Annotated in this window: 10 protein-coding genes; 5 read left to right on the forward strand and 5 right to left on the reverse strand. The window is 60.7% G+C overall.

Annotated features, from left to right (window positions below):
* The first annotated feature begins 28 nt into the window (after positions 1-28).
* Both HJW02_RS09805 and HJW02_RS09810 read left to right on the forward strand, forming a co-directional pair.
* Complete coding sequence (locus HJW02_RS09805) at positions 29-1,186, forward strand: efflux RND transporter periplasmic adaptor subunit (RefSeq protein WP_022396811.1); 1,158 nt, start codon at positions 29-31, stop codon at positions 1,184-1,186.
* Between the two features lie 6 nt (positions 1,187-1,192).
* Positions 1,193-4,297, forward strand: a complete 3,105-nt coding sequence (locus tag HJW02_RS09810) for an efflux RND transporter permease subunit (protein WP_022396810.1) — start codon at positions 1,193-1,195, stop codon at positions 4,295-4,297.
* 237 nt (positions 4,298-4,534) lie between these two features.
* Here HJW02_RS09810 and HJW02_RS09815 read toward each other — a convergent pair whose 3' ends face one another.
* Positions 4,535-5,206: a zinc metallopeptidase gene (locus HJW02_RS09815; protein ID WP_102722270.1), complete on the reverse strand. Its 672-nt coding sequence runs from the start codon at positions 5,204-5,206 to the stop codon at positions 4,535-4,537.
* Between the two features lie 202 nt (positions 5,207-5,408).
* The gene (locus tag HJW02_RS09820; RefSeq protein ID WP_022396808.1) at positions 5,409-5,867 is read right to left on the reverse strand and encodes a PepSY-like domain-containing protein; all 459 of its coding nucleotides are present in this window, start codon (positions 5,865-5,867) and stop codon (positions 5,409-5,411) included.
* 140 nt (positions 5,868-6,007) lie between these two features.
* On the opposite strand from HJW02_RS09820, the gene cobA reads away from it, so the two are divergent.
* Entirely contained in the window at positions 6,008-7,528 is a 1,521-nt protein-coding gene (cobA, locus tag HJW02_RS09825) for a uroporphyrinogen-III C-methyltransferase (protein WP_102722271.1), read from the forward strand.
* Between the two features lie 71 nt (positions 7,529-7,599).
* Here the strand turns inward: cobA and HJW02_RS09830 are convergent, their stop codons facing one another.
* Positions 7,600-8,034: a hypothetical protein gene (locus HJW02_RS09830; RefSeq protein WP_022396806.1), complete on the reverse strand. Its 435-nt coding sequence runs from the start codon at positions 8,032-8,034 to the stop codon at positions 7,600-7,602.
* Positions 8,035-8,275: 241 nt separating this feature from the next.
* On the opposite strand from HJW02_RS09830, the gene topB reads away from it, so the two are divergent.
* Together topB and HJW02_RS09840 are read left to right on the forward strand one after the other, a co-directional pair.
* Positions 8,276-10,909: a DNA topoisomerase III gene (gene topB, locus HJW02_RS09835; RefSeq protein WP_102722227.1), complete on the forward strand. Its 2,634-nt coding sequence runs from the start codon at positions 8,276-8,278 to the stop codon at positions 10,907-10,909.
* Positions 10,910-11,241: 332 nt separating this feature from the next.
* The gene (locus HJW02_RS09840) at positions 11,242-12,414 is read left to right on the forward strand and encodes a hypothetical protein (protein ID WP_102722229.1); all 1,173 of its coding nucleotides are present in this window, start codon (positions 11,242-11,244) and stop codon (positions 12,412-12,414) included.
* A gap of 27 nt (positions 12,415-12,441) precedes the next feature.
* Here the strand turns inward: HJW02_RS09840 and HJW02_RS09845 are convergent, their stop codons facing one another.
* Together HJW02_RS09845 and HJW02_RS09850 are read right to left on the reverse strand one after the other, a co-directional pair.
* Entirely contained in the window at positions 12,442-13,314 is an 873-nt protein-coding gene (locus HJW02_RS09845) for an aldo/keto reductase (protein WP_022396803.1), read from the reverse strand.
* Positions 13,315-13,390: 76 nt separating this feature from the next.
* On the reverse strand, positions 13,391-14,056 hold the full coding sequence (locus HJW02_RS09850; RefSeq protein WP_102722230.1) for an N-acetylmuramoyl-L-alanine amidase: 666 nt from the start codon (positions 14,054-14,056) through the stop codon (positions 13,391-13,393).
* Between the last annotated feature and the right edge of the window lie 35 nt (positions 14,057-14,091).

Here is a 14,091-nt window from a genome sequence, read left to right on the forward strand (position 1 = left end):
CTTGAGGTCTTATAAAGCATGATTACTGATGAAAACAACTAGTCTCCTTCTTCTCTGCACCACCCTTTTGGCAGCTCTCTCCTCCTGCCGGCAGGGAGATGAAAATCCGGCCGCCGGTTCTCCCGGAGAAATCGTGCCGGAAGTGGCCGTTCTCACGGTGCACGGCACCCAGGTTCCCGTAACCGCCAACCTTCCCGGCCGCATGGAGGCGTACCTCCAGGCGGAAGTGCGCGCCCGCGTGACGGGAATCATTCAGGAACGCTGCTACCAGGAAGGGCAGACGGTCCGCCCGGGCGACCTTCTCTTCAAGATAGATCCGGCTCCGCTCCAGGCCGTGCTGGACGAATGCAAGGCCACGGTAGCGCGCGCCAAGGCCGTGCTGGCGGATGCGGAGGACAAGGCCGCCCGCTATTCCTCCCTGGTGGCCAAGGGCGCCGTCAGCGTGCGGGAGCACAAGCAGGCCATGGCGGAGGAAGACCGGGCCAGGGCGGAATATGCCGCCGCCGCCGCGTCTCTGGAGCAGGCCCGCCTGAATCTGGAATACACCAGGGTGGAAGCGCCCATCTCCGGCCGCGTGCGCCGCGCGCTGGTGACGGAAGGGGCATTTGCCAACCAGAACGAATTCACGCACCTGACCACCATTGAGCAGATAGACCCCATCTATGTCCGCTTCTGCCAGCCGGCCTCCCAGTACAGCAGCCTGCGCCGCGCCGTGGTGTCCGGCCTGTGGAAGGGAGTGCCGCTGGGTGAAATCAAGGTGCGCCTGCTGCTCTCCAATGGGGAGGAATACCCCCATTCCGGCAAGATCATCTTTTCCGACATGGCGGTGGACCCGAATACGGACACCATTGAAATGCGGGCCCAGTTCCCCAATCCGGACTATGAGCTTCTGCCCGGCGCCTATGTGCGCGTGGTATTTGAGAAGGCGGTGCGGGACAACGTGTTCGCCATTCCCCGGGACGCCGTCATCCGCACCGCGCAGGGGGCTTCCGTCTTTGTCGTGGGCCCGGAAGGCGTGCTGGAAATGCGCCCCGTGAAGGCGGATACGCTGAACGGCCGGGAATGGCTGGTTTCGGAAGGCCTCAAGGACGGGGACAAAGTGGCCGTCAGCCACATCATGTCCCTCCGGCCCGGCATGAAGGTCCGCAGCGCCGCGCCCCAGCCGCAATCCAACGCCCAGCAATAACCCGTTATGCCTGATTTCTTTATACGCCGCCCCATTTTTGCCTGGGTAGTCGCCCTGCTGATTTCCCTGATCGGGCTGCTGGCCATTCCCAGCCTGCCTATTGCCCAGTACCCGGACATCGCTCCGCCGGTCATTACCCTGCGCACTACGTATCCGGGCGCCTCCGCCCAGGATACGGAGGAAGCCGTCACCGCCGTGATTGAAAAGGAAATCAACGGAGCTCCCGGCCTGATGTACATGTCCGCCACCAGCAGTTCCGACGGCGCGGTGGAAATCGCCGCCACGTTCACGCAGGGCACGGACCCGGACATTGCCGCCGTGGAAGTGCAGAACAGGCTGAAAATCGTGGAATCCCGCCTGCCGGAATCTGTCCGGAAGGAAGGAGTGTTCGTGGAAAAATCCTCCAACAACATTCAGGCGATGATCTCCCTTTCCTCCACGGGGAACCTGAATGATACGGAACTGGGGGAATGGGCTTCCGCGCGCATCATCCCTGAATTGAAGCGCGTGAAAGGCGTCGGGCGCGTGGAGCTCTTCGGCGCGGAAACGTCCATGCGCATCTGGCCCGATCCGGAAAAGCTGGAAGCGCTGGGACTGACGCCCACGGACATCGTGAATGCCGTGGCCGCCCAGAGCGAGCGCATCATCATCGGTGACATCGGGGGGGCGGCCGTTTCCAAATCCGCCCCCATCAACGCCAGCGTGGTGGCGGAGGAAGCCTTCCGCACGCCGGAGGAATTCGCCTCCATTGCGCTGAGAACGCTTTCAGACGGTTCCTCCGTCAAGCTGGGGGACGTGGCGCGGGTGGAGCTGGGCTCCAACAGCTACGCGTTCTTCTCCCGCTGCAACGGGCAGACCGCCACCGGCATGGCTATCAAGATGGCTCCCGGCTCCAACGCCGTGGAAACCATGGGCCTGCTCAAGGCCAAGATGGATGAGCTGGCCAGGGACTTCCCGCCCGGCGTCACCTACCAGATTCCGTATGAAACCACCCATTTCGTGGAAATCTCCATCCAGAAGGTCATTTCAACCCTGCTGGAAGCCATTCTGCTGGTGTTCCTGGTCATGTTCCTGTTCCTGCAGAACTTCCGGGCCACCCTGATTCCCACGCTCGTCGTCCCCGTTGCCCTGCTGGGCACCTTTGCGGTGATGTGGCTCTCCGGGTTCTCCATCAACATGCTCACCATGTTCGCCATGGTGCTCAGCATCGGCATTCTGGTGGACGACGCCATTGTGGTGGTGGAAAACGTGGAACGCATCATGATGGAGGAGGGGCTGGACGCCCGGCGCGCTACGGTAAAAGCCATGAAGCAGATCGGAGGCGCCATCGTGGGCATCACCGCCGTGCTCGTGGCCGTGTTCGTGCCCATGGCCTTTTTCAGCGGAGCGGTGGGGAACATCTACCGGCAATTTGCCGTGACCCTCATTGTATCCATCTCCTTCTCCGCGTTTCTGGCCCTTTCCCTGACTCCGGCTCTGTGCGCCGCCATGCTTAAAGCCTCCTCCGTGGAGCATCAGGAAAAGAAAGGATTCTTCGGATGGTTCAACAGGACCATCCACCGGTCCACGGATCGGTACGGCAATGCCGTATCCGGAATCATCCGCCGCCCCGTACGCTCCCTGTTCCTGTATGTGCTCATCATTGCGGGGGCCGGCTACCTGTACCTCACGCTTCCCACCTCCTTCCTTCCGGAAGAAGACCAGGGCAACTTCATGGCGATGGTTGCCCTGCCTGCCGGCACCTTGCAGGAGGAAACCAGCACCCGGCTGCGGGAGGTGGAGGACTACCTGATGCAGCATGAACCGGTGGAATACGCCTACTCCGTGGGCGGCTTCAGCTTCATGGGCACCGGCACCAACATGGCGATGCTGTTTGTCGGCCTGAAAAACTGGGACGAGCGTTCCGGAGAGGACAACTCCGCCCAGGCGATCATTGACCGGGTCAACGCCCGTTTTGGCGGGGACCGCCAGATGATGGTCATGGCCCTGAACATGCCGTCCCTGCCGGAACTGGGCAGCACGTCCGGCTTCGACTTCCGGCTCCAGGACAAGGGCGGCCTGGGGTATGCCCGCATGGTGGAAGCCCGGGACGAACTCCTGGCCCGCGCCAATGCGGACCCCAACCTGACGGGCGTCTACTTCTCCGGACAGGCGGACACGCCGCGGCTGCACGTCTCCATTGACCGGGAAAAAGCCTTCTCCATGGGAGTGCCCATTACGGAAATCAGCAATTCGCTGGCAGTCATGTTCGGGTCCAGCTATGTGGGGGACTTCATGCATGACAGCCAGGTGCGCCGCATCATTGTGCAGGCGGACGGAAAAAGCCGCCTGAACGGCAATGACATTGAAGACCTGCATGTCCGCAATGACCAGGGGAAGCTTCTGCCCCTCTCCTCCTTCGTCCGGCTGGACTGGACGGCCGGCCCCCCGCAGCTCACGCGCTACAACAACTACCCCTCCTTCACCATCAACGGCTCCTCCGCGCCCGGCAAGAGCAGCGGGGACGCCATGAACGCCCTGGAGCAGATTACCGCCACCCTGCCGCAGGGCGTGGGATTTGAATGGACGGGACAGTCCTATGAAGAAAAGCTTGCCGGGTCCCAGGCCACGCTGCTCTTCGGCCTGTCCATCCTGATCGTCTTCCTGGTGCTGGCGGCCCTGTATGAAAGCTGGTCCATTCCGCTGGCGGTCATCCTGGTGGTGCCCCTGGGCCTGCTCGGAGCCCTGCTGGCCGTCTTCCTGCGCGACATGCCCAACGACATCTACTTCAAGGTGGGCCTGATTACGACCATCGGTCTTTCCGCCAAGAATGCCATCCTGATTGTGGAAGTGGCCAAGGAATTCTACCGGGAAGGCATGGATGTGATGGAAGCTGCCGTTGCCGCCGCCAAACTGCGCCTGAGGCCCATCCTGATGACCTCCCTGGCGTTCGGCGCCGGGGTGGTTCCGCTGGCCTTCGCCCACGGGGCGGCGGCGGGCGCGCAGCGCGCCGTAGGCACGGGGGTGCTGGGCGGCATCATTACGGCCACCCTGCTGGCGATCTTCCTGGTTCCCCTCTTCTTCCGCCTGACAGCCGGAAAGAGGAAACAGGAACACCCGGAAGAAGCATAGGGCACGAGGCTGGAACGGAAACGCCTGGAATACCCCTGCCGCGGAAGGCGCGGGAAGACGGACCCCTGCATGGGACCGCTGCCCGCGCCTGATGCGTTAAAAAAGAGGAGCACGTTTCCGTGCTCCCCGTCTTTCGGGAAAAAGGCTGAAAGAGGTTTTCCTGCGGAGGGAGGGCCTGAAAAGCCTCGTTATCCGCATGGGCTGGAACCCCGTATGCCGCTGCGCCCGTGCTTGGGATTATTCCCTGCCGCGCGCGTTCAGGAAAATGAACACGTAATACAGCAGCATGGCCAGGGAGGAAAGCGCGCCCACCACGTAGGTCATGGCCGCCCAGAACAGGGCGCTCTTGGCCTTTCCGTGGTCGAAGTAATTCATCAGGTGGGAACGGTCCAGCCATTTCAGGGCTCTGGCGGAAGCGTCAAACTCCACCGGAAGCGTAATGAAGGCGAAGATGGTGGTCATGGCAAACAGGCCGATGCCCAGCCCCAGCACCCACGGGGAACCGCCCATGGCCAGCAGGATAATGCCGATGATCAGCACGATGCTCACCAGATTGGAGGAGAACTGGACGATGGGAACCAGCGCGGATCGCAGGCCCAGCCAGTGATAGGCCTGGGCGTGCTGTACGGCATGCCCCACTTCATGGGCCGCCACGGCCGCGGCGGCAATGCTGTTGGAATTGTAAACGGACTCGCTCAGGTTGACGGTCTTGTCCGCCGGATTGTAATGGTCCGTCAGGTGGCCGGGGGTGGAAATCACCTTCACGTCCGTGATGTGGTTGTCCTTCAGCATCTGTTCCGCCACTTCCCGCCCCGTCACCGGAATGGGAATCTGGGAATATTCGCTGAAACGGCTCTTCATGCGCGCGCTGACCAGCCAGCTCAGAAGCATGGAGCCCAGCAGAATCATCCAGTAAATGGTATAGGAATGCTGCGGGGCGGTTTCCGCCGCCTGGGCCGTGTAGGAAAGGAAGTCGATATTGAATAACTCAATCATTGCAAGTTTGACCTTATATCATAAGGCTTTGTTGAATCCAGAGGGCGCCGTGTCAGCCGCCGGGGGAGGTTCCCCCGGCTTCTGTCATACGGAAACATGCGGAAGAACGGCGCATTCAATCGTCCGCCTTCTGGGAAAGAAGTTTGCCGTCTGGGGCATAGTAAAGCTCCAGTTTGCGGACGGCGGTGGTTTCTGACCGGCAGTCCACCCGGTACTTCAGGGCTCCCCTGGCGGTGATCTGCTTGGCGCGGCGGGGAGCGTACCCCGGGAAATCGCGGGCGATGGCCGCCGTAACGGGGGCGGGCAGATCCTGAAGGCGCATGTCCGCCTTAATCAGGCAGACGGTGCCGTCCGGATAAAGCTTGACGTCGTATTCCAGGCCGTTGAGGTGGAATTCCGCCTCGTAAACGTCTTCGTCGTTGTCGAAATCCCATTCGATGGCGCCGGCGTTCGGATACTGCTTCTGCACCTGTTCCTTCACGGGGGCGGGAACTCGGGAGGCCGGAATATCTGCCAAAGCCGGAAGGGTGAATGCGGCAGCGAGAGTGGTCGTAAGTATACGTGAAATATTCATAAATACGTGATAATTGTATTTATTCAAAAAACAAGAATCTTTTGTGGATGTCTTGTGACAATTCTGCCATCAATGGAATGAATCCGGGCATGGCGGGGTTTATTGTCGCCAAAAAGCGGGTGATGAAGTTGAATGACAGCATGCAACAGGGTATTGTTTATTTGCTTGGAGCGGGTCCGGGGGATCCCGGCCTGATGACCGTCCGCGGGCGGGAACTGGTGGAAGCGGCGGAAGTGCTGGTATATGATGCGCTGAGCTCGGCGGAACTGCTGAACTGGGCTCCTGCCGCATGTGAAAGGATTTTTGTGGGCAAGCGGGCTTCCCGCCACGCCCTGCCGCAGGAGGAAATCAATGCCCTGCTGGTCAAGCTGGGACGCGCCGGGAAAAAAGTGGTGCGCCTGAAAGGCGGCGATCCCTACGTCTTCGGGCGCGGGGGGGAGGAAGCGGACGCCCTGCATGAAGCGGGCGTGCCGTTTGAAGTCATTCCGGGCATTACCTCCGCCATTGCGGGGCCGGCCTATGCGGGCATTCCGGTGACGCACCGCAAGTACTGCACGCAATTTACCGTCTTCACGGGCCATGAAGACGTGAACAAGAAGGAATCTTCCCTGGACCTGAAAGGAATCGCCGGAGCGCAGGGCACGAAAATCATGCTGATGGGCATGCAGAAGCTCGCGGACGTCTGCGAAGCCCTGACCGGATACGGGCAGGAGCCGTCCACGCCGGCCGCCGCCATCCAGTGGGCCACCACGGGCATTCAGCGCACGGTTACGGGCACTGTCCGGACGCTGCCCGCCAAGGTTCAAAAGGCCGGGCTGGGCGCCCCTGCGGTAGTCGTGATCGGGGATGTGGTGAAGGAACGCGACAGCCTGGCCTGGTTTGAAAAACTGCCCCTGTTCGGCAAGCGCATCGTGGTGACGCGCACCCGCGCCCAGGCCGGGGAATTGAGCGTGCGCCTGCGCCGTCTGGGTGCGGAAGTGCTGGAAATGCCCACTATCCGCATGGCCCCCCCCTCCAACAAGCGGGAATTTGCGGAAGGCGTGGTGCACGCCCATACCTATGACTGGCTGGTGTTCTCCAGCCCCAACGGGGTGGAACGCTTCTTCCAGGCGTTTTTTGCCGTGTACCAGGACATCCGGAGCATCGGAGGCGCCAGGATTGCGGCCATCGGGCCCGGAACGGAGGCGAAGCTCCGGGAATACGGGCTGGCCGTGGATATCATGCCTAAAAAATTCGTGGCGGAAGGACTCGTCAAGGCCTTCAAGGACGCCCGCGAGGAAATCGGAACCATTGAGCACAGCACGTTCCTGTGGGTGCGCGGGGAGGAAGCGCGGCGCGTGATTTACGACGGCCTGACCGCTCTGGGAGCTATTGTGGACGAATGCATCGCCTACAGGACGGAAGCGGAAACGGAGGACGTGGCGGGAGCCCAGGCGGCTTTCCGGGAGCGGGGGGCGGATATCGTGACGTTCACCAGCTCCTCCACGGCGGAAAACTTTTTCAAGCTGGGGCTTCCGTGGCCGGACGGCTGCAAGGCCGCCAGCATCGGGCCCGTGACCACGGCAACCCTCAAGGAGCTGGGGCGCGCACCCTCGATTACCGCGAAAACGCACGACATCAACGGCCTGGTGGAGGCCATCGTCAAGGCCGCCGGCAAATAGGAAAAACGGTGCGCCCCGCGGGAGATGCCGGGGCGGAACGGATGGAAAAGCGTTATCCGGGGAAATGCCGTTTAAAAGCCATTGACGGCTTCCCAGCCGATGACCTTTCCATTTTCAAACAGGACATTATAGGAAACGGGCGGACGGCTGCCCAGGGGCATCGTGACGCCTATCCCGGTGCCTACCCCGGAATCCCTGCTGCGGAATCCGCCTCCGCCCAGGCCCACGGACCAGCCCGTGCCGCTCCGCGTGTAAATCCACCGTTCCGTATTCTTCCCGTTCATCCGGCCTGCCATCTTCTGTTCAGGTTCCCCCCATGCCAGCAGGACCGCCATGGGGGACATGCCCTTTTCCAGCTCTCCGCGCGCCACTTTGGCCTGCTGCTCCTTCGGAAGCTGTTCATAGGCCTGCATATTCTTCGCGATGCGGTCGGACGGCGTGGGGGAACAGGCCCCCAGCAGCGCGAGGCAGGCGGGAAGCAGGACGAAAGGAAGGCTCGTTTTCATCATCCCACAAATAGCATGGCGTAAGATGGCTGGCAAGGTGCCAGCGCGGCTTTTCCGGAAAATGGAGGCGGGAAAATCCGTTATTCTGACATAAAAGCTCGCTTTTCCCGTAAATACATAATTGGTTATTGACAAGCATGGGGGGTAGGGGAGTAGGAATTCACCTCCAAATGCAACGCGCCGCAGATGCGGGAAAGGTTGCCGCCACTGTTTACCACTTCTATTTTTCCGAGCCGCCGATATGTCCAAAACGTTAATTATAGCAGAAAAGCCGAGCGTCGCCACTGATCTGGCGAGAGTCCTCGGCAAGGAGCTTGGGAAATTCACCCGGGACAAATCCGGCGCGTTTTACCAGAATGACCGGGCCATCATCACGTCCGCCGTGGGCCACCTGCTGGAACAGAAGAAGCCCATGACGGAGGGCGGCAAGTCCCTGCCATGGAAGTTCGACTATCTGCCCGTCATCCCCAGGACGTTTGAACTGGAACCCATCAAACAGTCGGAAGACCGCCTGAAAAAGGTTCTCCAGCTCGCCAAAAGCAAGGACGTGACGGAAATCGTCAACGCATGCGATGCCGGGCGCGAAGGGGAGCTCATTTTCCACAACCTGGTGCGTTACGGAAAATGGACCAAGCCTGCGCGCCGCCTGTGGATGCAGTCCATGACGGATGAAGCCATCCTGAATGCGTGGCACAGCATGCGGAGCGAGGCCGACATGCAGCCCCTGACGAACGCCGCCGTGTGCCGTTCCGAATCAGACTGGCTGGTGGGCCTGAACAGCACCCGCGCCCTTACCATCCTGCAATCCCGCGGAGGCTTCAACGTCACCCCCGCCGGACGCGTGCAGACCCCCACGCTGGCCATTCTGACGCAGAGGGAACTGGAAATCCAGGCGTTTGAACCGGTGCCCTATTCGGAAGTGTGGGCGGAATTCGGCGTGCAGTCCGGCTCCTACTCCGGCCGCTGGATTGACCGGGACTGGAAAAAGGACGACAACCCGCAGTCCCGCGCGGAACGCATCTGGGACCCGGAACAGGCGACCGTCATCCGCGACCGCTGCCGCGGCAAATCCGGCACGGTGACGGAGGAAAAGAAACCCGTCACAACCATCGCCCCGCTGTTGTATGACCTGACCTCCCTCCAGAGGGAAGCCGCCAACCGCTACGGCTTTTCCGCCAAGCGCACGCTGCAGCTGGCCCAGGAGTGCTATGAAAAGCACAAGGTGCTCACCTATCCCCGTACGGACTCCCGCTACCTGCCGGAGGACTATCTGGGCAAGGTCTACGGCATCGTGGGCACGGTGGCGGAGCAGGATCCGGAATTCGCCGCTTTTGCGAAGGACATCCTGGACAACAAGCGCATCAAGCCCAACCGGCGCGTGTTTGACACGAAAAAGGTAAGCGACCACTTCGCCATCATCCCGACCGGCAAGATGGAAAAGCTCACCGGAGACGCGCAGAAACTCTTTGAAATGGTCATGGCCCGCTTCCTGGCCGTCTTTTTCCCCCCCGCCGTGTTTGAGGACACGCGCAGAACCACGCTCATTGCCCACCAGGGCGGCGTGACGGACGCCTTCCTCACCACGGGCCGCGTGCTGGTGGAACCGGGCTGGCAGGCCGTCTACGGACGCAAGGCGGGCAGTTCCTCCAAGGAAGAGCTGGTGCCCGTCCATGACGGGGAACAGGCTGCCGTGCGTGAAATTGAAATCCGCAACGCCATGACCAAGCCGCCCGCACGGTATAATGAAGCCACGCTGCTGGCCGCCATGGAAGGCGCCGGAAAGCTGGTGCATGACGAAGAACTGGCCGCCGCCATGAGCGAACGCGGCCTGGGCACCCCCGCCACCCGCGCCTCCATCATTGAAGGCCTGATTTCCCAGGAATACATTGTCCGGGACGGCCGCGAGCTTCTGGCGACGCGCCGCGGGATTGAACTGATCGCCCTGCTGGAACGCATCGGGCTGAAAACGCTTACCTCCCCCAGCCTCACCGGGGAATGGGAATACAAGCTCAAGCAGATGGAGCAGGCCGCCCTGCCGAGGGATTCCTTCATGGAAGGCATCAAGACCCTGACCGGGGAAATTGTAAAGAGAGTGAAAGACTTCCGGGAAGCCCAGCAGCAGGTGGAACTGCCGGAAATGGAACTGGACTGCCCGTCCTGCCATGCCCACGGCCTGAAAAACACGCTGGACGCCGTTTCCTGCCGTTCCTGCAAGTTCAGCATCCGCAAGGTCATCTCCGGCCGCGACATGACGGATGAAGAGCTGAAAACCCTCATTGTGGACGGCAAGACGGGAATCCTCCACGGATTCACCTCCCGGTTCGGCAAACCCTTTGAAGCGGGGCTGGAGCTCAACGACAAGTTCCGCGCCACGCTCTACTTCCCGGCGCGGGAGGAGGATGAAGCCGCCGGGACGGAGGAAGCCGTGAAAGTGGCCTCCGTCACCATCCCGGACATGGGGGAACACGATGTGATGGAAACGGCCAAGGCCTGGAAAGTCCCTTCCCTGGCCATTGGAAAGGAAAATGCCGCCGTCTCCGTTTCCCGCACCATCCTGGGCCGTGAAATTCCGCTGGACCAGGTGTTGAAGATTCTGGCGGAAGGAAAGTCCGACCTGATGAAGGGCTTCATCTCCCAGCGCACCAAGCGCCCGTTTGACGCTTATCTGGTCTTCAATGCGAAGACGGGCAAGATCGGCTTTGAATTCCCGCCCCGGGAAAAGAAATATCCGGCTAAAAAAGCTGCGGCCAAGTCGGAAGACAAGGAAAAAGCTCCGGCTTCCAAAACGGCCAGGACGCCCAAAACTGCCGGGAAAGGCGCGGGAAGAAGCGCTAAAACGGCAGAGGCGGCTCCTAAAAAAGGGAAGAAGCAATAACTGCGGTCCGAGGATTTTCTCCGGATGCGCGGTCAGGGAGGCATGAGGCCGCTGATTGGAGGGAATGATGAGGGGCGGGAGCTCCTCACTCCCGGGCAAGCCAAATTCAGTTTCCCTTGCTTCTTCCAATTCCCCCCGGTTTGTCACGGTCTCCCGCCCGGGAAAAAGGGCCTTCCGGCCCTTATCGGCCCTGCATGGCCTCCGGATGACATGTGATGAGGCCGTTTTCCCCTTTCTTGTTCCGGGTTCCCGATGCAGCGGCGGTCAATTAAAAGCTTTTATCCGGCCGGCCCTGTTGTTAGGGTTGCAGTTGCAACCCTGTGTTCCTGACGATGAAACTCCTTCTGCTTGCTGTGCTGGTATGGTGCGGCGCGGTTTGTGCGCCGGCTGATGAATATGCCTTTCCGGGCGAACGGGAATGGATATCCAAGCTCGGAGACGTGGTAAAAGGCAGTTTTCAATCCTGCACGGGTTCCAGATTGGCGCTTAAAACGGGGCGGAAACGTGTGGAAATTCCGCTGAACCGCCTGGATGAGGAAGACGCGGCGCTGGCGGCTTCCCTGACGGGCACGGCGGCGCGCCGGGACCTGAAGCTGGCCGCGATGCTCTGGCCGTTCCTGATGAAGGAGCTGGAAAAAACAACGTGGACGCCGGTGGAAAAAGACATCACTCCCCGGTATAATGAAGCGGCCCGGAAAAACCCCGCCAGAACCTTGACGGGAACCAGGAAGGTGGACGGGCTGGTCTGTACCACCTCCCTTTCCGCCATCAAGGGCCCTCCGTTCCGAATTCAGGAATACTGCCGCCCGCAGGCGCGCCCGGAAAGCGGGAGGGGGCAGAAAAACTTTGACATGGTTCTGGACCAGGGAAGCCTTTACGCCTATTACGATACCGGAAAAGGACTGCTCATTCCCTCCAAGTACATGCCTGAGGAACGGACGGAAATGCGCGCTCCCGTTTCCTCCCTGCTTCCTCCGGGCGAACGACTCGCCGCAAGGGAGACAAAATCCTACAGCAATGCGGACTACTCCCTGTCCATGGAAAGCCGCCCCATCAAGGGAGCCTATGAAACGTGCAAGCCCAATTCCCTGGGAAAAAAGAAGCTGGTGATGTACTGGAATACGGAGGGCAAAATGGTCTGCGGCATCATGAAGCTGGACTACGACAACATGCGCGTTGCCGCCCTGTTTGACGACCAGCGGAAGCTGATGAACGCTCCGGGGCTGGGGTATGCCGTGATTCTTTCCCGTCTGGATAAAAAAGGCCGGGACTCCAGGGAGGACGGCCGTTACTACCATGTGGCGCTGGCTGCGGACGGGCTGCCCGTGTACCACCATGAAGGCCCGGAGGACGAGGCCGCCATGAACCCGCTGCTTTACGGGAAACTCCGTGATTCCGAAAAGAAAGCGGCGCTGGCGGAGGAAAGAAAACGCGAACAGGCATTCCGTGCCAGGCAGGAAGCTCGTCAACGCCTGGTGGAATCCGCCAGGAAGCGGAGAGAATAGTCCGTCCTTGAATCTTTTCTGGAAAGATTACTCCTCGGAAAGATGGTCCGGGTGAATGGAGTAGTGCCCGGGGGCGTCCAGCGTGTCAATAAGGGCCATGTCTTCTCCGTCCAGGGAGAAGCCGAAAATGTCCAGGTTGGCTTTGATTCTGTCCGCATGCACGGATTTGGGGAGGGGCACGATGCCGCGCTGGAGTTCCCAGCGGAGGCATATCTGGGCTACGGATTTTTTATGCTTATCCGCGATGCGGCGCAGGACGGGTTCCTCCAGGACGCCTCCGCGGGCCAGGGGGCCCCATGATTCCACCAGAATGCCGTGTTCCCGGCAGAAGGCGACCGCTTCCGTCTGGTGGTACCTGGGATTGATTTCCAGCTGGTTCACCATGGGGATGGTATCGGCTTGTTCCATCAGGGCTTCCAAATGGCGGGGAAGGAAGTTGCTGACGCCGATGGCCCTTGCCTGGCCCTCCTTGTAAAGGCGCTCCATGGCTTTCCAGGTTTCCCTGTTCAGCTCTTTGTAGTCCTTCTCATATCCGGCGGGGATGGGCCAGTGGATCAGGTACAGGTCCAGATAATCCGTTTCGAGGCGGTTCAGGGAGGCGTCAAAAGCGCTCAGGGTGCTTTCATAACCCTGGTCCGTGTTCCAGACTTTGCTGGTGATGAAGATTTCCTCCCGCGGAATGGAGCTTTCCCTGACGGCGCGCCCCACCGTTTTTTCATTGCCGTATACGCTGGCTGTGTCAATGAGGCGGTAGCCTGCTTCCAGCGCGTCAAGAATGCTCCGGGTTCCCGACGTGTCGTCCGGGGCCAGGTAGGTTCCGTAACCGATGCCGGGAATGGGGAGGCCGTTGCTCAGCCGCTGCGTATCTCCGGGGGAAGTGATGATTTTCATACTCTTCATGAAGCACCCTCCGCCGGAAACGGTAAAGAGAACGCCTTGTCATGAGTGCGGCATGCGCGGCAGAAAGGGGGAGGGATTATTTCCCGGCCTGGAGGCAGCGGTAGTAATAGTCCACGCGGGAGATGAACCAGCTCCATTTATAGCCGGGGCGGCCGTTGGTCATCAGCGGGGCGGGGCAGTTCTTGCCGGACCAGTAGTTGTGGGGCACCACGTTGCGCAGGGGGACGTTGTAGCGCATCATCAGCAGGGCCGCCAGCTTGGCTGTCTTGTTGTAGATGACGACGGGATTGTGCGTGGTGCATTCGCACATTTCAATGGCTACGGAGTATTGGTCGCCCGGGCCGGAGTGGTCCGCATGGTGGCCCGTTTCCGTCGTGGGAATGTGCTGGTACGCGCCGAACTGGTCCACCGTGAAGTGCCAGTTCAGGCTGCGGGATTTGCCACTGTTCAGGTAGCGGGAATGGGCGTTGGCGTCTCCCTTGGGGTTGGCGGTGCTGTGGATGGTGATGAAGCGGGGGCGCATGGAGGTCGCATGCCTGCGGGCATACGTGCTTTTGGGCATGTAGGAGACACGGATGCCCACCTCACGGCCCATCTGGTTGGACGTGCGGGGGACTACCGGGGCTTTTTGAATTTTGAAGGAGACGGCCGGCGGTCTCATTTTATCGTTCTGCGAGCAGCTGCAGAACGCCAGGGCGGCGAATACGGCAAGAAAGCCCGTCCAGACAGATCTATATTCCATGTGTTTGTTCTAGAAACAGCCCGGAAGGATTGCAA

It is taken from the genome of Akkermansia sp. GGCC_0220, assembly GCF_017566105.1.
GTDB lineage: Bacteria > Verrucomicrobiota > Verrucomicrobiia > Verrucomicrobiales > Akkermansiaceae > Akkermansia > Akkermansia massiliensis.

Excerpts from the sequence above, each read along its gene's own strand:
- HJW02_RS09805 (WP_022396811.1), top strand. The coding sequence starts at position 29 with ATGAAAACAACTAGTCTCCTTCTTCTCTGCACCACCCTTTTGGCAGCT.
- HJW02_RS09810 (WP_022396810.1), top strand. The coding sequence starts at position 1,193 with ATGCCTGATTTCTTTATACGCCGCCCCATTTTTGCCTGGGTAGTCGCC.
- HJW02_RS09815 (WP_102722270.1), bottom strand. The coding sequence starts at position 5,206 with ATGATTCTGCTGGGCTCCATGCTTCTGAGCTGGCTGGTCAGCGCGCGC.
- HJW02_RS09820 (WP_022396808.1), bottom strand. The coding sequence starts at position 5,867 with ATGAATATTTCACGTATACTTACGACCACTCTCGCTGCCGCATTCACC.
- cobA (WP_102722271.1), top strand. The coding sequence starts at position 6,008 with ATGCAACAGGGTATTGTTTATTTGCTTGGAGCGGGTCCGGGGGATCCC.
- HJW02_RS09830 (WP_022396806.1), bottom strand. The coding sequence starts at position 8,034 with ATGAAAACGAGCCTTCCTTTCGTCCTGCTTCCCGCCTGCCTCGCGCTG.
- topB (WP_102722227.1), top strand. The coding sequence starts at position 8,276 with ATGTCCAAAACGTTAATTATAGCAGAAAAGCCGAGCGTCGCCACTGAT.
- HJW02_RS09840 (WP_102722229.1), top strand. The coding sequence starts at position 11,242 with ATGAAACTCCTTCTGCTTGCTGTGCTGGTATGGTGCGGCGCGGTTTGT.
- HJW02_RS09845 (WP_022396803.1), bottom strand. The coding sequence starts at position 13,314 with ATGAAGAGTATGAAAATCATCACTTCCCCCGGAGATACGCAGCGGCTG.
- HJW02_RS09850 (WP_102722230.1), bottom strand. The coding sequence starts at position 14,056 with ATGGAATATAGATCTGTCTGGACGGGCTTTCTTGCCGTATTCGCCGCC.